The sequence below is a fragment of the Marinobacter sp. tcs-11 genome (assembly GCF_002049515.1).
GTDB lineage: Bacteria > Pseudomonadota > Gammaproteobacteria > Pseudomonadales > Oleiphilaceae > Marinobacter > Marinobacter nauticus.
Genome location: NZ_LLYU01000002.1, coordinates 222,859 through 242,579 on the forward strand (window position 1 = coordinate 222,859; position 19,721 = coordinate 242,579).

Consider the following 19,721-nt stretch of genomic DNA (forward strand, 5'->3'; position numbering starts at 1 on the left):
CCGGTCTTGAACCAGTTCTCATACCGGTTCCCGGAGGCCCCTTCTGCAGCGACAGATTTGAGGCACAGTTATCTTTAAGCCCGTCACGATTTCGGTATCGTACGGTAACAACATGTAACCCGATAAGTTGCGCGTCTAATAAAAACAGGGACTTTCCAAAATGCTGCTGGTGCTGGCCGGATCCATTCTCACGTTCACCATGGTGCAGGAAGCCACCGAGGTCGAGCCATTCGATCGTGGCACGATTGTTCTGGAGCAGAAGGTGGATGCCAGCCCTGTCGAGCTTCGATGGGATACCCGGGTCGAACCCCTGGTAGAGCAGAAATTCCGCAATATCGTTCGGCAGGCTTACGACTATAGTTGCGGCAGTGCGGCCCTGACCACAGTGCTCAATTTTTATGTTGGACGGTCTCTGACTGAACGGCAGGTGATGGAAGGCTTGCTGCACTACGGCGAGAGCGAGCGAATCGTTGAACGCCGCGCTTTCTCGATGCTCGATATGAAAAGGCTGGTCACAGCGCTGGGCTATCCCTCTGGTGGTTTCAAAGCGGAAATAGAAGACCTGATGGAGCTGGACCATCCGGCGATCGTTCCCATTGATCACGCCGGTTTCAAGCACTTTGTGGTGTTGAGAACCATCCGGGACGGCCGTGTTTATCTGGCTGACCCGGCGGTTGGCAATATTTCCTTTACGGTGGCGCAGTTTCAGGAAAAGTGGGACGACAACGTACTGTTCATTGTCTTCCCGGGCAGTGACAAACCTCTGGATAATCTTGAGTTGAAAGAGGAAGACCTGCGCTTTGTAGATGACCAGACAATGACTCTGCTGGCCATGCAGCAGATTCCAGAGTTCCACGAGTCAACGGAACGACGCATTCAGAACTTGTTGGAACGCCAGAAGAACAATCCGGACGGTAGCGTGGAAAATACCCGCAAACAGCTCCATTACCGTCGTCATTAATTTTCCCGGTCGTTTGGTCGGGCAGGAATAAAACAAATAAAAGTAGGGAGTCAGGATGAATCGTTGGTTTGTGCGAGGTTTTATCCTTGTTTCCGCGGCTGGTCTGCTTCCGGGCATGGCTATGGCTCAGGAAGGGAACGTGGATCAGGCGCGGGAAGCGCTGGCGCGTCAGGAAGGGGATGAGGATTCTACCAAACAGCTTGAGGAGGTTTTCCAGGCTGCCGAGAAGAATTACTCACTGCAGAAGAAGGGCACCCACTCCCTGAACTATTCGTTCGATTATTCCTATACCGGGGATCAGCGACTGGATCTGGCCATCACTAATGGTTCGGTTCGTAACCTGGACGTTGTTCCATCGGCTACCCATAACTTCACCAACGCGTTTTCCTACGATTACGGGTTACTGGATAACCTGACCATCGGCACCCGTGTTCCACTGGTCGTGAAGTATGACACTCAGGATGAACTGAACGTATACGACTTCGGCGACATCTCCTTCACCGGACGCTGGCAGCCTTTTGCCTATGTGCCCGGCAAGATGTCGACCACCTTCTTTGGCACCCTGAGCAGTAAAACCGGCGTCAGTCCCTACGAGATCGACATCAACGAGCAGTTGTCCACTGGCAGTGGTTATTACTCTGTGGGCGGTGGTCTGAGTATGTCGAAGGTACTGGACCCTGTCGTGGTCTTCGGTTCTGTCAGCGCGACCTACAATCTGACCGTAGACGGCCTGGAGCAGGTTCGGGGCGCCCGGTTGCTGGAAGAAGTCGATCCGGGCTTCGGTTTGTCCGGTTCCGTGGGTTTTGCCTATTCGCTCTCCTATGACATCTCACTCAGCGTGTCTGGCCAGCTCAGCTACAGCGACGAGACGGTGCTGACCTTCTCCAACGGTGACCAGGCCGTGGCCCAGGACCAGATGACTGGCTTCCTCAGTATGTCCCTGGGCACACGTCTCAGTGATATGACCATTGTAAATACCAGCCTCGGGATCGGTTTGACGGAGGACGCGCCGGACTTCTCCCTGGGTGTATCCCTGCCCATCAATTTCTCTGGCCTCAAAGAGTGATTGAAGTCGAGGACGTTTCAAGGGAAGGGGAAGGATTTCATGGGACAAGCTAGTCACAAGCGACATCTTCTGGCCGCCGCCATGGTCGCAGGCGTTTCCTGCGGGGCCCAGGCACAGCTGACGCAGAACCTGACGATACATCCGAAGGCGCTGGCACTGGGTAACGCCGTTACAGCAGATCCCCCGGGGCTGATGGCCATTCACTATAATCCAGCGGGCCTGACCAAACTCGACGGGCGCCAGCTTGAGGTGAACCTCCTCAGCATCTATCTGGATATTGACGCCGACTTCTACGCAGATGAAGACTACGAGATATTCGGAATCAGCGGGCTCGAAAAGGACCCTTTAACCGGAAACCAGCGCGATCCGATTGCGAACAGCAGTAGTCATACCAATAACGTGGCGATTTATGTGCCAGGTTATGGCATTCTTCGAATGCCCCCAGGCCCAGCCTTTGCGCCATCAGCGGGTATCAGTATCAAGCCGCCGGGTTCGAAGCTGACGTTCGCCAACGCTTTTTATCTGCCGATGGCCGCAGGCTTCTACCGGGATAAAAACGACCCCGGTCGCTACCTGCCCCAGGCGGCCACCCTCCAGCGGACCACCTACCTGTCTCCCACCGTCGGGTATGAGATCAATGATGAATGGTCTGTGGGCGCGGGCATTCATCTCTCGCATTTCGCCTTCGCAGCGGACCAGTACATGCGGGCGCCAAACCTGCTGATGGGGGTGGCAGAGGTTCTGCAGGATGCGTTCAACTGTGAAAGCGGCGACGAACCGCTGCAGCCCTGGCTTGCGTTATGTGGTGGTAATGTCGGCCCCTGGGACGACATCGGAGCCATGAGTCTGAATCTGCAGGAAACCATTTCACCCACCTACGCCCTGGGGGTGATGTGGGAGCCGACAGACTGGTTCCGCTGGGGTGCCAGCTATACCTCTGAAGCCGACATGAATCTCAAGGGGCAGTTCGAGATTCAGTATACCGATGACTGGTCCGGGTTCTGGCAGAGTGTGAATGGCTCCATTCTGGGCGCCATCTCGTCGGCAATTCTGAGTCTGCCCTCAGGTGCACCGCGGGAGGCGGGCAACGTCAGTATGGATCTTGTCTATCCGCAGCATTTTCAGACCGGTATCAGCATGGATGTTCATCCCAAGCTGACCGTGAATGCAGATGTGGGCTGGACAGATTTTGCCCAATGGGATGCCTTCAATTTCCAGTTCGATCGTAATCTGGAGTTCCTGAACGCTGCGCGTATTCTGTCGCCGGACAACGCCACATCCGATACCCTGCGCCTGCCGTTGGGTTTCAAGAGCCAGTGGAACTGGGCTTTTGGTGTTGAGTTTCATGCGTCATCTCGTCTGGATCTCCGGGCCGGGGTGGAAATCCGGGACTCGGTTATTCCGGACGACCAGCGTTCGATTATGGCGCCATTCGGGGGCGCGAACCTGTACAGTATTGGCATGGGGTACAAGTGGGATAAGGACACGGAAATCGACATGAATCTGTCGTATCTGCAATCGATTGAAACCATTCCGGCCGACACCAGTTGCAACGTGAACTGCGACAACATCACCAACATCATCTATAACCCCTATGCCGACCTCACCATCAAGACTTCCCTGCGGGTGGTGATGGCAGGCTTGAGCTTCCGAACCAAATTCTGATCCTGACAGGGGGCTGTGATGGGACGTGGTCGATACAGTAAACTGGCGGTCTGTGTGTTTGCGCTCGCGTTGCTGGCAGGTTGCCAGACCGGAAGCAGCGGCGTTGCCGAGCGGGAAGGCTACTTTTCCTGGGTGGATGAGCAGGGCAGGGTGCGTTATTCCCGGATTCCCGACGCCCAGCGCGAAGACGTCACCCCAAGAGAGCCGGATGCCGAGCCGGTCGCCATCTCAGGCGAAGCCACCGGGTCTGAGGCTTATCGGCCGACCTCTGGCAGCGACCGGGGCGCCGCCGCAAAGCTGGAAGAAAACCTCGAATACACCACCGAGAATTATCCGGATGGTGAGGAGCTGGCGAAAAAAGGGTTTATCCGGCCTGGCCAGCGGCAACCCTATTTCACATGGCGTGATGCCGACGGCATTGTCCGTGTCAGCTATTACACCCCGGATATGCGAACCGAAGAGCAGAAACGGGCGGATCAGGCGCCGGTCATGCTCAGCGATGCCAGCGTATACCTGCCGGTTACTGTAGATGATCATACGCCGGTTGAGGGCTATGATCCCGACGCCTTTGCCATATTGGGGATTGAGGAAACGGATTCGTTTTTCCCGGTATTTGCCGAAAGCTGTTGCCAGACCCTGCCAGCCCGGGATTTCCTGCAGTGGCAGGAAGGCCGTGAATTTGGTGTTGATTTTGAGGAAGACACGCCCCGCCACCGTTTCAGTACGGGTGATTCGCCCTATCGGCTGATTGCCCTGCCATCCAGTACATTTGTCCCCGGGTTTGTGATGCGGCTGCGTTCCTACGCCCACAATGGCGTGCTGGTACCAAGCCTGGCATTTCTCGACAAGGACTTTCAGCCCGTGCGGATAGTGACGGATCTGGTTATGAACTACGAACCGGAAAACTGGCGCCGTCGCGGGTATCTGGAAAGCTGGGTACCGGCGTTTCCCGGCCAGGGCGAGCGCTGGCTGGTGGTATTCACCCGCCCGGAAGACCTGGCTGGGCAAACGGTGACGGAAGCGGGCGACACGCCTACAGCGATCCCGCACGTTGAAACCGGAGAAATCGGCATCACGACATTTGAGGAGTGATGCCGACCATCAGTCTTCCGGTGCGTCCAGATTCAACCACTGCTGGGACAGCCAGTAGAAGCTGCCGTTACCCGCCGGATGGGTACAGTTGTATCGGAACCGACGGCTGTTGATGGCTTTGGGTGCCTGCACCTCGATGCTATCTACCACCACTTCAAAATTGATTCGACCGAGACCGGACGCGAAACAGGTAAGCCGGGAGGGGCTGATGGCATCGGTGGGCGTGAAACTCAAGCGCGGCGGATTCTGCTCGAACACCCCGTCGGGCAGGTCTTTGGCCGGTACCGGAAAAGCCTTGCTCATCAGTTTGTCTTTCAGGCTGCCCAATTGGCCGTAGGCATTGGCCATGGGGAAGCGGGGCAGACGGGTTTTGCCTGAATACTGTCCAATAGCACCGGATTGTTGTCCGTATCCCAACCAACCCCTTTCGCTGAGCTTCTGTTCCAGGGCTAGATCGAATTCGCCGTACGGATAGGCGAACAGAGGCTCCTCCACGCCAATGCGGTTCTTCAGTTCTTGCTGAGCCTCGTCCAGGCTACTGGTAATCCGGTTTTCCCATTCATCTTCGGCTTCGCTCCGTCTGCGTGCCAGGTGAGCGTGGTCCGCGCTGTGATTGGCGATAGTCGCCAACTCATTGTTTGCCATTGTGCGGAGTTGCTCCCAGGTCATGTAGCCCCTGGCGCCTACCGAGTCGGTATTGACGAAGACAGTGTAGGGCAGCCCGAGGCTGTCCAGTAACGGCGCAGCAAAGGTATGGACGGATTCATAGGCATCATCGAACGTAATGGCCACTTCATTGGTGTCGGGGTGTTCGCCGGCCAGTGCCGCCCTGGTGCCGGCTTCCAGCGGCACCACGTCAAGGTCAAGATCCCGGATCATGCTTATCTGCGCCTCAAACAATGATCGGGACGTGCTGGTCGCCGGAGGTGTACTGTCATCCACGTGGTGATACTGCAGAACCACCAGGTCGGCCTGAGCCTGTGTTCCGGCCAGCAACAGGGTACTGATCAGGGGATACGCAATCAGTTTGTTTATTCGAAGCATGGTCTTGTTTCCTGACACACGGGATTTCGTAGGATGATTTAGGCGTAATGGGCTTTCAGAACCGAGAAGGCCTGATTCAGTTGTTGGATTTCTCCGGTATCACCGCCCCGGTCTGGGTGCGCACGCATCACGAGTTTTCGGAAGCGCTTCTTGACGGTAGCGAACTGCCCCGGTAATTCATCGAAACCCAGCGTTCTGGCCGCCTCGGCGGCTTCCGAGTGCTCGGGCCGGGACAGGGTGTTGCCAGCCCAGAAGTTGTCCATCATTTCCCGGATGGCGGCTTCGGAGAGAAAGTATTGGGACAGGTCCAGATAGAACTCGCGGAGGGCATCGGTAGAATCCGGCAGCGCTGTTGATTCGGAGCGATTCACGATTTGCCCGATGCTGAGCCGAAGCGGAGAGATATTCAGACTCTCACCCTCCACAGCAATCTGATCACGCAGACGGTAGAGCACGTGGAACAGCAGGAAGTGCACCGGGTACAGGCGATCGGGCTCATGAAAGTCGACGGTGCCGATCAGGCTCCAGCGCTCGCCCTGCAAGGCTCGTATCAGCTCTAACTCGGATAGCCCGGCCGGTCCTGCGGCCCGTAGCTCGTGCTCCACGGCAACCGACAGGTGTTGGACCTGTTGCTGTAGCCAGCTGTGTTCTTCACCACTGGCTTCGGGTGAGTCATCGAATCTCTGGTTATCTGTGGAGATGGTCATGGCCATCATGGTATGCCAGTCAGCCTTCGCTTGAAAGCCTGGTCAGGGCCGGGAAACCGCCCAGAAACAGCTGGGTGGAGAATTCAGCAGCGGTTCTGGCTTCGTCCTGGGCGAGTTCCGGCTTCTGGTGTGCTCGCCTGGCCACCAGCATGCTGGTGTCGTAGGCCACGCCAAAAAACGCGGCGCAAAGATAGTCCGCATCGACTGCCGGCAGCAGCCCGCGGGTCATGGCGTTCCGAACGTCTTCCTCAAGGGACAGCATGGTCAGGCCCAGAATATCTGAGCCGAACAGGTTTCGGAGGGCGCGCTGATTTTGATGGGCGAGCTCATACACCACCGGATCTTTCGCGGTGGCGCTGTAAAGCGCCAGATAGGCCCGGTAGACAAATTCCTGGGTTGAGGATGCAGACTGTCGCTGCTGGCTCATGTCGTTGTTGAGCGAGGTCAGGAAATCGCTGAGCAGGGCCGCGAAGATATCCTGTTTGCTGGAAAAGTAGTTGTAGAAGGTGCCGGCGGCGAGACCGGTTCTGCGGACGATGTCCCGAATGGTGGTGTTGTCGTAACCGTGCTCCTGGAAACAGTCTCTGGCCGCCCTGAGAATGGCGTGACGATTTCGGATACGGTTGAGCGCGCGCTTGCCCGTGGCTTGTGGTGAAGTCAATTTCAACATATCCATGTTGCTATCCTGTCCCTGATGGTTTGTGGCGCGTATAATTGCCCGCTCACTTACCTTGTGAGCGTGAAAACGAATGCCCGAAGCAATGACTGCCAGCCCTGAGAAGACACCGGCTTCTGATTACGAACGTCGCCAGAAACTGGAGCTTAACAAATTGCAGAAACGTCTGCGCCGTGAAGTTGGGCAGGCGATTGCTGATTTCTCGATGATTGAAGCCGGAGACAAGGTGATGTGCTGTCTGTCCGGCGGCAAAGACTCCTACGCCATGCTCGATATTCTGCTCAATCTGCAGAAGAGTGCGCCAGTGCGTTTCGAACTGATTGCCGTGAACCTGGACCAGAAACAACCGGGTTTCCCCGAGCATGTCCTGCCGGACTATCTTGAGTCGATGGGTATCGAGTATCACATCATCGAGAAAGACACCTACAGTATTGTTAAGGAAAAAGTGCCTGAAGGGAAGACCACTTGCGGACTGTGTTCACGCCTGAGACGGGGCATTCTCTACAATTTCGCCGAGGAGCATGGTGTAACCAAGATTGCCCTGGGCCATCACCGGGATGATTTGCTGGAAACCCTGTTCCTCAACATGTTCTACGGCGGCAAACTCAAATCCATGCCACCGGTGCTCCACAGCGACGATGGCCGCAATACGGTTATTCGTCCTCTGGCCTATGCCAGGGAGAAGGATATTGCCCGCTACGCGTCACTTCGGGAATTTCCGATCATTCCCTGCAATTTATGCGGCTCCCAGGAAAACCTTCAGCGACAGGTCATCAAGGAAATGTTCCAGACCTGGGACAAACAGCATCCTGGCCGTCTGGAAACCATGTTCCGGGCCCTTTGCAATGTCGAGCCGTCGCACCTGGCCGATCCGGAATTATATGACTTCAGGGAAGGGCGGCGTCTTGGCGGCAAGCGTCAGGCCGTTCAAACCGCGGAGCCCCAGCAGGATTTTGGCCGGCTAGATGTACTGAATCTCTGATCGTCAGTGATTCAGCAGGGCCTGGAAAGGCAGCGTCCAGAGGCCAAACAGGATTAACAGCAGGCCACTGAGCTTGCGGAAGCTCTGGTTGCTTTTCAGGCCTCTTATCCAGTTGGCGGCGAAGCCCGTCGCCAACATCGACGGCAGGGTTCCCAGTCCGAAGAACATCATCGTGAGAGCTGCGCTGCTGACGGTTGGTTGAAGCGCCGCCCATCCCAGTGTGCTGTAAACAAGGCCGCAGGGCAGCCATCCCCACAAGGCACCGAGAGCAAGGGCCTGGCCGCCATTGTGAACCGGCAGGAACTTGCGGGTAAGCGGCGACAGGAAGCGCCATGCCGGCGCCCCGACCCGCTCAATGTAGCGAATACCCTGCCACCATTGCCCCATGGATAACCCCATCATGATCAGCAGCAATCCCGCCAGGGTCATCAGAGCCAATCCGGCACCATGCCACTGGCTGGCGGCACTGGTGCTGAGCAGGGCAATCAGGGTTGCGATCAGGGCGTAGCTGGCAATCCTGCCAAAATTGAATGCCAGCAAGAGCAGGGTCTGCCGAAAGCGGAAGCCCCGGCCTACCGGCAATGCCATGGACAGCGAGGCGCTGATGCCGCCACACATGCCCAGACAATGGGTACTACCGAGCAGTCCTATCAGGAAGGCACTGGGGTAGCTCAGATAGAGTTCAGGCTGCATCCGCTATCCTGTCAGCCCTTGTCGGTATCGGTATCGGTTTGCTCCGCGTCGTCTTTCTGGCCGTCAGGTTTCGACTTGTTACGGCGGGCTTCCCTGGGAATCATATCCTTGTCATCGTCGTAGAGAATGCGATGAGCGGGGCCGTCCATGTCATCGTACTGCCCGTTCTTGACGGCCCAGGAAAACAGAAGGACGCCCAGCGCCACCAGGATGAGCATAAGCGGAACCAGTATCATGACAATCTGCACGATAACCTCCTGTTCATAAGTGTATGGCCCAAAGTATCAGGCTGCTTCTGGTGCGCCAAGGGTGGCCTCCGGGGGCGGTGTGCCCTTGTTGGACCGGCTGAGTCGTAAGGCGTTCAGCACAACGATCAGTGAGCTCAGGGACATGCCGATGGCAGCAAGCCAGGGGGCCACAAGGCCGGCTGCGGCCAGGGGCAGGGCGCAGACATTGTAGCCGAACGCCCAGATCATATTCTGACGGATGATTTTCCGGGTTTGCTTGCTGGTTTCAATCGCGGCGACCAGGGAATTCAACTGGCCATTCAGCAGTACCGCGTCGGCTTTCAGTTGAGTCAGGTCTGCCGCTGTACCCATAGCCACTGAAATACCGGCTCCGGCCATGGAGGGCAGGTCATTCAGTCCGTCACCCACCATCATCACCCGGTGCCCGTCCGCTCGAAGCTGTTCCAGCACTTCCAGTTTCTGCTCCGGTGAGGCTTCACCAATGGCTCGGTCAATGCCCAGTGCATGGGCTACCTGTTGTACGTGGCCGGAGCGATCCCCACTAAGGAGCAAGGTCTCGATTCCGGATTTCCGTAACGCCTGCAAGGCCTGTGACGCGTCGTCCCGTATCTTGTCATCCAGCCGGAAGCGTGCCAGCCATTCCTTGTCTGTCGCGAGCCAGATTTCCATGCCTTGGGCGTCTTCACCTTCTGGCGCAATTGCCGACGTGTGCTCGGAGACAAAGGCTTTGTGCCCGATGTAGACCGCCCGTCCATGGTAGTGTCCGGACAAGCCACCGCCCAGGTGGTTACTCACCTGACTGACGGTGACCGAAGGCTGCTCGTGGAATACCCTGGCAATCGGGTGCTCTGAATGTTTTTCAAGCCCCGCGGCAATCCGAATGCAGGTGTCCTGATCCAGGCTACCGAACACCGCTTGCCCGGTCAGACTAAGCTCTCCCCGGGTCAGAGTCCCGGTTTTATCAAACACCACGGTATCGATGGTGTTCATGGATTCCAGGGTGTGACCGCGAGTAGGCAGGAAACCAAGCCTTCTCAGGCGCACTGTGGCAGATGTGATCGCCGTTGGCGTAGCCAGCGAGAGGGCGCAGGGACAGGTAACCACCAGTACGGAAAGCGTGATATCGAAGGCGTTGTCGGCCCCGGCCAGCCACCAGCCTACCCAGACCACTGGTGCCAGTATCAGCACACGGCCGACGAACTTGCCCGCAATGCGATCGGCCATTCGGGCCACCGGCGGCTTTTCGGACTGTACGCGATCCAGAACTCGCAAGATGCCGGACAGCCGGGTCTGGGCCCCGGCATGGGTGACGCGGATGTCGAGCGGATTTTCCCCATTTACGCTGCCGGCATGAACGGTGTCGCCCGGCTTACGGGTTTCTGGCAGGTATTCACCGGTGAGGGCGGCTTCGTTCAGGGTAGACTCCCCCGAGACGATTTCGCCATCCACAGGTAGCGTTTCCCCTGGTCGAACCCGGATCACATCACCCGGTTGTACCTGGTGAATGGCGATGATCTCTGCCTCACCGTTCAGGACCCGTGCGGCAACAGAGGGCTGGAAGCCCGCAAGGGCATTGCCGCTCAGCCCGGCGCGATAGCGGGCCTGAACTTCAATGTATCGGCCCAGCAGCAGGAAAAAGGTAAACATGCACACGGATTCAAAATACACTTCGTCGCCCCCGACCACCGTTACCCAGGCGCTTGCGCTGTAGGCAAGCCCGATGGCGATGGCCACCGGTACGTCCATGGTCAGATGACGGGAGAGCAGGTCCCGGCGGGCATTGGTAAAGAATGGGCGAGCGCTGTAGAACACCACCGGCGTGGCAACCAGCAGACTGAACCAGCGGAAAAAATCCACAAAATCCGTGGAAAGATCACTGACAAGTTCAAAGTACAGGGGAAAAGCCAGCATCATGCTCTGGAAGGAACCGATCCCGGCCACCGCCAGACGAATGAGCATCGAGCGGTGCTCTGCCTTGAGCGCCTGTTCGGCTTCGTCGGCCTGATACGGGCGGGCGGTGTAGCCAAGTTCGTGGATGGCAATCAGAAGGTCGCTGAGACGTGCCTTGTCCGATGCCCAGACCAGGCGAGCCCGCTGTGTGGTGTGGTTTACGGTAAAGCTCTGCACGCCTGGCTGCTGTTTCATGTGATTCTCAAGCAGCCAGATGCAGGCGGCGCAGGTAATACCGCCGATCAGCAGCTGTGCCTCCTGGCCAGCCTTGACCGGTGCCACAAAGGCTTGTTGAACCAGGGGGTGATCCAGCTCCCGGATACGATCGAGTTCTGACCGGGTCAGTTCTCTTGGTGTAACAGCGGGTTCGGTGCGAAACTCATAGAAACCGGTCAGACCCTCCTGGTGGATGGTCTGACACACAGCCTTGCAACCCTGGCAACAAAAATGCCTTTGCTGTCCCTGCAGTTCCAGGGTAATCGGGGGTTCGCCATCCGCTGGTTCTCCGCAATGGAAGCAGTTCAGGGTGGTCACCCTTGGGCGTCGCCTTCTGCGTTAATGCGAATGGGGGTAGAGGAAGGAAGCCTTACCTCACCCTTTACCCGCCAGTCGTTATCTGGCCCCTGGAGGTCGTAGTACCAGCGACCACTGACATCCTCAAGGAGCTGGCCCCGGTACTGACCGGGAGCGACCCGGGTAAACTGGACGGTTTTATCCTGACCAGACAATGTCGGGTGATACAGGTTGAACACCAGATACGGGTAGTCGGCGGCACCATTCACGGTGCTCAGATCCAGTGTTGCAGAACGACCATTCAGGCTCAGTGAGCCTTTCATCTGGAGATCTGCCGCCTTTTCATCCCGGGCAATGGACATATTGATGCCACGCCCCTGTTTGGAATAGTCGTCGGTCACCAGCGAATTGTCCATGCTGGACGATACTGTCAGGGCGGTAATCCCCCACATGATCGACGCCAAAGGGAAAATGGTCAGGAACCAGAACCACGGCTGGCGATACCAGGGGGCAGGTGTTGCGTTATCAGTCATTACGGTCTTGTCTCGGTTTATGGCTTCAGAGCCGGTTGTCGGGCCCTCTTGTTAGCGGGGCCTTGGACCAACAAACCGGCTTTCAGTTTCAAGTTTAATCAAGGAATCCGGTTGGGACTCCGCATAGAAACGAATATCGTTATTGGTGTCCACCAGCACTTCCGGTGGCACGTCAACAACCGTGGGCAAGGAGAGATTCTCGCCGCTGCTCACCGTCACCGTGGTGTCTGTCAGAATGCGCATACCTTCAAGACCGTCCACAGTCAGGCTGAAGGTTTGTGGTACTTCTGACATGTTCTGGATCTTCACGGTATACGAGTTTTCCACCCGCCCTTCGCCGTTGAAACTGAACAGTGCACCACGGTCCCGCAGCACATCCATCTTGGCCGGAACCCGGGTGGCAATGGTGAAGATCACCGCGCTGATCATCAGTATGAGCACTGCGCCATAACCAAAGGTACGCGGCCGCAGCAGTTTGGAGGTTTTACCCTCCAGTTCATTCTCAGTGGTGTAGCGAATCAGCCCCTTGGGATAGTTCATCTTCTCCATAACTTCATCGCAGGCGTCGATACACAGGGCGCAGCCGATACACTCGTACTGGAGGCCATCACGGATATCGATCCCGGTGGGGCAAACCTGAACACACTGGCCGCAATCAATACAGTCGCCCAGACCGACTTCGGCGGGTTCGACGCCTTTCTTGCGGCTGCCACGTGGCTCGCCCCGGTTGGGATCGTAGGAGACAACGCGGGTGTTGGGATCGAACATCACGGATTGGAACCGGGCATACGGGCACATATACAGGCATACCTGTTCCCGCATCCAGCCGGCGTTCAGGTAGGTGGCGACGGTAAAGAAGGCCACCCAGAAATAGGCCCAGCCGTTGGCCTGCAAGGTGAACAGGTCAACGATCAGCTCACGAATGGGGTAGAAGTAGCCAACGAAGGTGACGCCAGTCGCCAGCGCGACGAACAGCCAGAGTGCGTGCTTGATCGATTTTTTGGTGAGCTTCTCCGCAGAGTTGGGGGCTTTGTCCAGTTTCATCCGCTTGTTGCGGCTGCCCTCAACTTTTTCCTCGATCCACATGAAGATAAAGGTCCAGACTGTCTGGGGGCAGGTATAGCCGCACCATACCCGGCCGAACAGTGTGGTGATGAAAAACAGGCCAAAGGCTGAAATGATCAGCATGCCGGATAACAGGAAGAAATCTTTGGGGAAGAAGGTAATGCCGTAAAGATGGAATTCCCGGGCAGGCAGGTCGAAGTGAATCAGGGGTTGCCCGTCCAGAGTCAGCCAAACGAACAGAAAGTACATGCCCATTAGCAGGGTTAGACTGACATTCCGGATTCGCTGAAAAAAGCCTTTGACTTCCTTGACGTAGATTTTCTGTCGACTGGCGTACAGGTCGACGGTTTCTGGCTTTTTTTTGTTATTGGAGGAATCGCCGTTCGGGTCAACCTGTTTGACCGGAATCTCGTTGCTCATGGGTACCTCCCGGTGAGTGGTAAAGCTGGGAGCGGGCCTCGGAGGGTCAGCTGATCTTCTCAAGCCTGTACCCGCGGGCGCAGATACAGGGTTGAGAAGACCGGGCCAGGGCGAGCCTGGCCGGGTCGGATTCAGTTAGACAGGCTGTAAACGTAGGCTGCCAGGATCTGAATCTGGTCGTCGGTCAGACGACCTTCTTGTGCAGGCATCTGGTTCTGGCGACCGTTCATCACGGTCTCCTTGATCCACTCATAAGTGGAGCCATAGAGCCAGACATTATCGGTCAGGTTGGGCGCACCCATGGCTTCCATACCTTTGCCTTCCGGGCCGTGACAGGCAACGCAGGCCTGTGCGAATACCTGGGCGCCAGCTTTGGCCGCCTCGGCATCTTCTTCGCGTCCACTGAAGCTCAGCACGTAGTTAACCACCTGGTCGACCTGCTCGTTGGTCATATTCGGCATAACGCCCTTTGCAGGCATGTTGCCGTTACGACCCTGAGCAATACTGTGCAGGATCTGGTCTGGTTGACCGCCCCACAGCCAGTCTTCGTCGGTCAGGTTGGGGAAGCCCACCTGGCCGCGAGCGGCGGTGCCGTGACAGACCGAACAGTTGTTGGCAAACAGGCGCTGGCCGATCTTCATGGCGTCATCGTTCTGCGCCAGTTCAGGAATGGCAGTGTCGCCGAACTGGGCATAGATTTCGCCATATTTCTCTTCGGCAGCTGCCACTTCCGCTTCCCACTGGTTGGTGGATGTCCATCCCAGCAGACCCTTGAAGTTGCCCAGGCCCGGGTACAGAGCCAGGTAGCCAAGGGCGAAGATGCAGGTTGCTACGAACAGGTAGAACCACCATTTCGGCAGAGGGTTATCGTATTCCTCAATGCCATCAAAGGAATGGCCCATTGTCCGGTCGGTTTCAGTATCGGTTGTCTGGCTCTTGCGGGTGGCCCAGAGGAGCCACCAGCAGCCGAAAACGGTACCGAGCACGATCACACTGACCCAGATGCTCCAGAAGGTACTCATTGTTTCTTCTCCGTTTTTTCCTGTTCGAGAGTACGCTTTTCGACTTCGTCGTCATCGAAGGGGAGGTGTGCTGCCTCGTCGTTGGCCTTCTTGCGGTGGGCGCTGTACGCCCACCAGACGATTCCGAAGAACGCTGCCATTACCAGCAGCGTGTGAATGCCGCGTAACTCATTAATATCCATGGGATCACCGCTTCTCTGAAATCACAGTACCCAGCTGCTGCAGGTATGCGACCAGCGCTTCGATTTCAAATTTGCCTTCGATCTCACTCGCTGCGTTGGCAATCTGCTCGTCGCTGTATGGCACGCCAAGCGTCTGCAGCGTCTTCATCCGGGACTCAATGGAACCGTGATCAACACGATTCTCGAACAGCCACGGGAAGGCAGGCATGTTGGATTCGGGTACCACGCTGCGCGGATCGTACAGATGCTGGCGCTGCCAGGCATCCGAGTAACGACCGCCTACACGAGCCAGATCCGGCCCGGTACGCTTGGAACCCCACAGGAACGGACGGTCATAAACGAACTCGCCCGCAACGGAGTAGTGGCCATAACGCTCAGTCTCAGCCCGGAACGGACGGATCTGCTGGGTATGGCACACGTGGCAGCCTTCACGGATGTAAATGTCCCGGCCTTCCAGTTCCAGGGCTGACAGAGGCTCCAGGCCTTCGACCGGCTCGTTAACCTCTTTGTGGAAGAACAGGGGCACCACTTCCGCCAGGAAACCGCCACTGATGGTCAGCACGATCAGCACGATCATCAGACCAAGGTTCTTTTCGACTATTTCGTGTCTCATCTGGTCTCTCTCCCTTACGCCGCCTGAACCGCAGCATTATCTTCTGCAACGGCGTCTTTCTGGCGTACGGTCATGTACACGTTGTAGGCCATGATCAGCATGCCGGTCAGGAAGATCGCGCCACCGATGAAGCGTACAAAGTAGCCCGGGTAGGAAGCTTCAAGCGCTTCCACGAAGCTGTAGGTCAGGGTGCCGTCTTCGTTTACTGCACGCCACATCAGACCTTGCATGATGCCATTCACCCACATGGCGGCGATGTAAAGCACGGTGCCTACGGTAGCCAGCCAGAAGTGAGTGTTGATCAGGGCAGTGCTGTACATGGCCTGGATGCCCCACAGTTTCGGGATCAGGTGGTAAACCGCACCGATACTGATCATAGCAACCCAGCCCAGGGCGCCGGAGTGCACGTGGCCGATGGTCCAGTCAGTGTTGTGGGACAGAGCGTTGACGGTCTTGATAGACATCATCGGGCCTTCGAAGGTAGACATACCGTAGAAGGACAGAGAAACCACCAGGAAACGCAGGATAGGGTCAGTGCGCAGTTTGTGCCAGGCACCGGACAGGGTCATCATGCCGTTGATCATACCGCCCCAGGACGGCGCCAGCAGAATCAGGGACATGACCATGCCTGCGGTCTGTGCCCAGTCAGGCAGAGCGGAGTAATGCAGGTGGTGACCACCGGCCCATACGTAGGTGGCGATCAGTGCCCAGAAGTGCACGATAGACAGGCGATAGGAGTAAACCGGACGGTTGGCCTGCTTGGGAACGAAGTAGTACATCATGCCCAGGAAGCCAGCAGTCAGGAAGAAGCCCACCGCGTTGTGACCGTACCACCACTGCATCATCGCATCGGTAACACCCGCATAGGCGGAGTACGACTTGAAGGCGGTGGCCGGCAGCGCCATGTTGTTACCGATATGCAGTACAGCAACGGTAATGATGAACGCGCCGTAGAACCAGTTGGCAACGTAGATGTGCGGAGTGCTACGCTTCATCACGGTTCCGAAGAACACCAGGGCGTAGCTGACCCAGACAACCGCAATCGCGATGTCAATCGGCCATTCCAGCTCGGCGTATTCCTTGGACGTTGTCAGGCCCATCGGAAGGGTGATGGCAGCAGCCACGATGATCGCTTGCCAGCCCCAGAAGGTGAACGCCGCCAACCCGTCAGACATCAGGCGAGCCTGGCAGGTTCGCTGAACGACGTAGTAGGACGTTGCAAAAAGGGCACTTCCGCCAAAGCCGAAGATTACGGCGTTGGTATGCAGCGGCCGCAAGCGACCGAAGTGAGTAAAGGGCAGGTCGAGGTTGAGGGATGGCCAAACCAGCTGTGCTGCAATCAGCACACCCAGAGCCATACCTACAATACCCCATACCACTGTCATGATGGCGAATTGTCTCACCACCTTATAGTTGTATGTCAGGTTTGCATTTACTGTGCTCATAGCCTTACCAATGGGTTCAGGATGGGGAATTATGCGGGGGCAAGTATGGAGAAACGATTATTCCTTTGCAATGATCAAGATCAAGTTATGACATCCGTCAAATCCGCCGGAATCAGTAGGCTGGCCAGTAAGTTGCAAGTCTATCCAATATGTTTTTAATGACGCTTTAATGGCTTGCCAGATCCATTCTGTCATCGGGTTTGATCCGCAACAGGAGCGAGAGAGAGAAAATTGGTGAAAAGAATTAAGACCAAAGGCTACGGAAAAGATGCCAAAGCCGTAATGATACTGGCCCACGGTGCTGGCGCGCCCATGGATTCATTGTTCATGGAGTTGTTGGCGGAGGCTCTCGCAGGGCAGGGCATCGAAAGTGTGCGGTTCGAGTTTCCCTATATGGTGAAGCGTCGCGAGGATGGCAGAAAGCGACCGCCCGATCGGCAGCCGGCTTTGCTGGCGGCATTTGAAGATCAGGTGTCCCTGGCCAGAGAGGAGCTCGGAAGTCAGGTACCGCTGCTGGTGGGGGGAAAATCAATGGGAGGGCGGATGGCCACGCTTCTGGCTGCCGGGAAGTTCAGGGATATTGATGGCGTTGCCTGTTATGGCTATCCGTTTCACCCGCCGGGGAAGCTGGATCGTTGGCGGACTGACCATCTGGATAAGGTCGCGGTTCCTCTACTGGTGGTGCAGGGTACCCGGGACCCATTCGGTAAACCGGATGAACTGAAGGCGCAGGGTCAGATCCCCGGCCTTACCCGGCTGTGCTGGCTGGACGGCGGAAATCACGATTTTCAGCCGCTGGCGCGGCAGCCAGAGCAACAGTCAGACCTGATTGCGCAGGCTGCTCTTTTGACGCGTCAGTTTGCCGACGATGCCGTGCTGTGACCAGGCGCTGACGCGCGATTGGCGAGTACGATCTGATCTCGCCCTGCGCCCTTGGCCTGATAGAGTGCTTCATCGGCTTTTCGGAACAGGTCAGATGGCTCCTCCCCCGTACCCAGTTCGGCAATCCCGGCGCTGAGTGTCAGATGGAAAGGCTTTTTGTCCGGAGCGATAAGGGCGGTTTCCCGCATGGCCTTGAGTATGCTGAGACAGAGCGTGCGCGCGCCTTCCAGATTGTTTCCGGGGAGTAGCAGGGCAAATTCCTCGCCACCAAAACGGATGGCTACGTCCCTTGGCCTTTTGACGTGCTCATCCAGAATGCCCGCGATCTGTTTCAGGCATTGGTCTCCGAAATCGTGGCCCCAGGTATCGTTTACGCGTTTGAAATGATCGGCATCAATCAGGGCCAGAGTTAATGGGTTCCCGGTCCGACGGGCCTCCCTGCAGAGTTCAGGCAGAAGATTATCCATGTGGCGCCGGTTGTACAGGCCAGTGAGCGCATCGTTGAGGCTTAAAGATGCCAGTTTCCGATTTGCCTGTTCCAGTTCCCGCATGGTGTTGCGGAGCTGGGCGGTGCGTTCATGGACCTTCAGTTCCAGTTCGGTCCGAGCCTGGTGTTCCACATCCAGCAGTTTCTGGTTAAGCAGGCGCCAGCGCTGCACCAGTGCGTAATTCAGCAGGACCACCTGGCCTCCGAGAACCGCCTGCATCATCACTTCCCGGGCCTGATAATCGCCAAGATACCCGAACGCAGCCATGGCATAGATCAGTGCCCCGGCAACCATTACCATCCAGGCCGCCAGATACCAGAATGCGGGCCTGTATCCCTGGCGCCAGCGAACGTAGGCAATAACCTGTAGCGCCACAATGACTGTCAAGGCCAGGGCGGTATTGATCAGGATGGACTTGGTATACGGGATCAGGAGCGTCAGTGCTACTGCGCCAACGGCAACTGTGGCCAGTGATTTCAGCGCCTTGACAGAAAGAGTGTCGGGGCCGACTTCCAGGAAAGACCAGCCAAATAGAGTCATCGCCAGCGCGCAAACGGCCAGGGTTAACGGAATGGAGAGGTTCGCCAGTTCTGAGCTCTCCGGCCAGAAGTATTGGTTGGCAAATCCACCCATGGCGAACAGGAACATCCCGATCGAGATTATATAAAAGGCGTTGTAGAAGTAATAGCGGGTGCCCGCACTGATGAACAATAGCAAGTTGAACGCCGCCAGTATCAGCAGGGCGCCGTAAAACAGGCCGTGTATGAGGGTGAGATGGTTGCTTTCCGCAATGACCTCGCCCGGTGTCATCAGGCCCAGGGGCACATTCAGCGCGCCGCTGCTATGCACCCGGATGAGGATGGAGCGGTTTTCGCCGGCATCCAGTGTGACGGGGAGCAGGAAATAACGGTAATCTATGCCCCTTGTGGCAAACGGGAACAGGTCGCCGGTCGCCAGCGGAGGTCGGGCGTCTTCAGGGCTGTAACCGCTTTGGTAGCGGCTTTTTTGCCAGAACGTCACCTCGTCCAGCAGCGGGTAATGAAGCTTCAGGTACCAGAGACCGGATTCAGCGCTGCTGTTGCGGACATTAAGTTGGATCCAGTACACGGAATCGGTGTGGCTGAATACCAGGTCATGGCCCCGGGCTGGTCTCCACGCCAACTCGGCCGGCAGATCCTCAGGTGCTGTTGCAGCATGGGCCGGTTCACCCGGGCGGGCTGAGTAAAAACAGATGTGGTGGTTGATTGCACTTCGGGCGTCCGGGCTGGCGGCATCAAGAGCGGGACACGGTTCCATAGCCGCAAGCTGGCCGCTGAACAGCAGGCCAGCCGTGGTCAGAAAACAGGCCGTAAGCAGGTTCCAGAGTCGGAGCATCTTCCACCAGGCGGTACGTTGGGAGGCAGAAAGTGTAGCCAGCGTGAACAAGTGCTGCCGTTAAACACGTTCAAGTTTTATCGCTGTCAGTGCGTCAGAA

Annotated in this window: 19 protein-coding genes; 6 read left to right on the top strand and 13 right to left on the bottom strand. The window is 57.0% G+C overall.

Translation table 11 applies throughout. The features are described from left to right. Positions 1 to 160 precede the first annotated feature (160 nt). The 4 genes from ARC85_RS03705 to ARC85_RS03720 are packed head-to-tail and all read left to right on the top strand — an operon-like array spanning position 161 to position 4,784. Positions 161 to 961 (top strand): C39 family peptidase, encoded by an 801-nt coding sequence (locus ARC85_RS03705; RefSeq protein WP_113879044.1) that lies wholly within the window; start codon positions 161 to 163, stop codon positions 959 to 961. A gap of 55 nt (positions 962 to 1,016) precedes the next feature. Continuing rightward, positions 1,017 to 2,027, top strand: a complete 1,011-nt coding sequence (locus ARC85_RS03710; protein ID WP_153741416.1) for a transporter — start codon at positions 1,017 to 1,019, stop codon at positions 2,025 to 2,027. A gap of 39 nt (positions 2,028 to 2,066) precedes the next feature. Further along, positions 2,067 to 3,692, top strand: coding sequence for an OmpP1/FadL family transporter (locus tag ARC85_RS03715; protein ID WP_199452166.1), 1,626 nt, complete (start codon positions 2,067 to 2,069; stop codon positions 3,690 to 3,692). Between the two features lie 18 nt (positions 3,693 to 3,710). Beyond that, positions 3,711 to 4,784, top strand: a complete 1,074-nt coding sequence (locus tag ARC85_RS03720) for a MalM family protein (protein ID WP_286714309.1) — start codon at positions 3,711 to 3,713, stop codon at positions 4,782 to 4,784. Positions 4,785 to 4,793: 9 nt separating this feature from the next. On the opposite strand, the gene ARC85_RS03725 is transcribed toward ARC85_RS03720, so the two are convergent. The 3 genes from ARC85_RS03725 to ARC85_RS03735 are packed head-to-tail and all read right to left on the bottom strand — an operon-like array spanning position 4,794 to position 7,211. After that, positions 4,794 to 5,828, bottom strand: coding sequence for a polysaccharide deacetylase family protein (locus ARC85_RS03725; protein WP_286714310.1), 1,035 nt, complete (start codon positions 5,826 to 5,828; stop codon positions 4,794 to 4,796). A 38-nt stretch (positions 5,829 to 5,866) separates the two neighbouring features. Then, positions 5,867 to 6,535: a DNA-J related domain-containing protein gene (locus ARC85_RS03730; protein WP_228285498.1), complete on the bottom strand. Its 669-nt coding sequence runs from the start codon at positions 6,533 to 6,535 to the stop codon at positions 5,867 to 5,869. A gap of 19 nt (positions 6,536 to 6,554) precedes the next feature. Beyond that, positions 6,555 to 7,211: a TetR/AcrR family transcriptional regulator gene (locus tag ARC85_RS03735; RefSeq protein ID WP_022991796.1), complete on the bottom strand. Its 657-nt coding sequence runs from the start codon at positions 7,209 to 7,211 to the stop codon at positions 6,555 to 6,557. A 73-nt stretch (positions 7,212 to 7,284) separates the two neighbouring features. On the opposite strand from ARC85_RS03735, the gene ttcA reads away from it, so the two are divergent. Further along, positions 7,285 to 8,193 carry a tRNA 2-thiocytidine(32) synthetase TtcA gene (gene ttcA, locus ARC85_RS03740; RefSeq protein ID WP_011785273.1) on the top strand — a complete coding sequence of 303 codons (909 nt, stop codon included), beginning with the start codon at positions 7,285 to 7,287 and terminating at the stop codon, positions 8,191 to 8,193. A 3-nt stretch (positions 8,194 to 8,196) separates the two neighbouring features. Here the strand turns inward: ttcA and ARC85_RS03745 are convergent, their stop codons facing one another. The 9 genes from ARC85_RS03745 to ccoN all read right to left on the bottom strand — a co-directional run bounded on the left by ARC85_RS03745 (position 8,197) and on the right by ccoN (position 16,877). Further along, positions 8,197 to 8,886, bottom strand: a complete 690-nt coding sequence (locus tag ARC85_RS03745) for a sulfite exporter TauE/SafE family protein (protein ID WP_011785272.1) — start codon at positions 8,884 to 8,886, stop codon at positions 8,197 to 8,199. A gap of 11 nt (positions 8,887 to 8,897) precedes the next feature. After that, on the bottom strand, positions 8,898 to 9,134 hold the full coding sequence (gene ccoS, locus ARC85_RS03750) for a cbb3-type cytochrome oxidase assembly protein CcoS (RefSeq protein WP_153741409.1): 237 nt from the start codon (positions 9,132 to 9,134) through the stop codon (positions 8,898 to 8,900). A gap of 36 nt (positions 9,135 to 9,170) precedes the next feature. Further along, positions 9,171 to 11,618: a heavy metal translocating P-type ATPase gene (locus tag ARC85_RS03755; RefSeq protein ID WP_153741408.1), complete on the bottom strand. Its 2,448-nt coding sequence runs from the start codon at positions 11,616 to 11,618 to the stop codon at positions 9,171 to 9,173. Further along, positions 11,615 to 12,130 carry a FixH family protein gene (locus tag ARC85_RS03760; RefSeq protein WP_153741407.1) on the bottom strand — a complete coding sequence of 172 codons (516 nt, stop codon included), beginning with the start codon at positions 12,128 to 12,130 and terminating at the stop codon, positions 11,615 to 11,617. The genes ARC85_RS03755 and ARC85_RS03760 overlap by 4 nt, the downstream gene beginning before the upstream one ends. 51 nt (positions 12,131 to 12,181) lie before the next feature. Beyond that, positions 12,182 to 13,615 carry a cytochrome c oxidase accessory protein CcoG gene (gene ccoG / locus ARC85_RS03765; RefSeq protein ID WP_153741406.1) on the bottom strand — a complete coding sequence of 478 codons (1,434 nt, stop codon included), beginning with the start codon at positions 13,613 to 13,615 and terminating at the stop codon, positions 12,182 to 12,184. 131 nt (positions 13,616 to 13,746) lie between these two features. After that, the gene (gene ccoP, locus ARC85_RS03770; protein ID WP_153741405.1) at positions 13,747 to 14,637 is read right to left on the bottom strand and encodes a cytochrome-c oxidase, cbb3-type subunit III; all 891 of its coding nucleotides are present in this window, start codon (positions 14,635 to 14,637) and stop codon (positions 13,747 to 13,749) included. Beyond that, positions 14,634 to 14,819, bottom strand: coding sequence for a CcoQ/FixQ family Cbb3-type cytochrome c oxidase assembly chaperone (locus ARC85_RS03775; RefSeq protein WP_011785266.1), 186 nt, complete (start codon positions 14,817 to 14,819; stop codon positions 14,634 to 14,636). Before ARC85_RS03775 ends, ccoP begins: the two co-directional genes overlap by 4 nt. 4 nt (positions 14,820 to 14,823) lie before the next feature. Then, complete coding sequence (gene ccoO / locus ARC85_RS03780; protein ID WP_153741404.1) at positions 14,824 to 15,432, bottom strand: cytochrome-c oxidase, cbb3-type subunit II; 609 nt, start codon at positions 15,430 to 15,432, stop codon at positions 14,824 to 14,826. Positions 15,433 to 15,446: 14 nt separating this feature from the next. Continuing rightward, positions 15,447 to 16,877 carry a cytochrome-c oxidase, cbb3-type subunit I gene (gene ccoN, locus ARC85_RS03785; RefSeq protein ID WP_023009983.1) on the bottom strand — a complete coding sequence of 477 codons (1,431 nt, stop codon included), beginning with the start codon at positions 16,875 to 16,877 and terminating at the stop codon, positions 15,447 to 15,449. A gap of 234 nt (positions 16,878 to 17,111) precedes the next feature. Between ccoN and ARC85_RS03790 the strand changes: the two genes are divergently transcribed. After that, the gene (locus ARC85_RS03790; protein ID WP_278350913.1) at positions 17,112 to 17,759 is read left to right on the top strand and encodes an alpha/beta family hydrolase; all 648 of its coding nucleotides are present in this window, start codon (positions 17,112 to 17,114) and stop codon (positions 17,757 to 17,759) included. On the opposite strand, the gene ARC85_RS03795 is transcribed toward ARC85_RS03790, so the two are convergent. After that, a complete protein-coding gene (locus ARC85_RS03795) occupies positions 17,732 to 19,621 on the bottom strand; it encodes a sensor domain-containing diguanylate cyclase (RefSeq protein WP_278350912.1) in 1,890 nt (629 codons plus the stop codon). The genes ARC85_RS03790 and ARC85_RS03795 overlap by 28 nt on opposite strands. Positions 19,622 to 19,721: the final 100 nt, after the last annotated feature.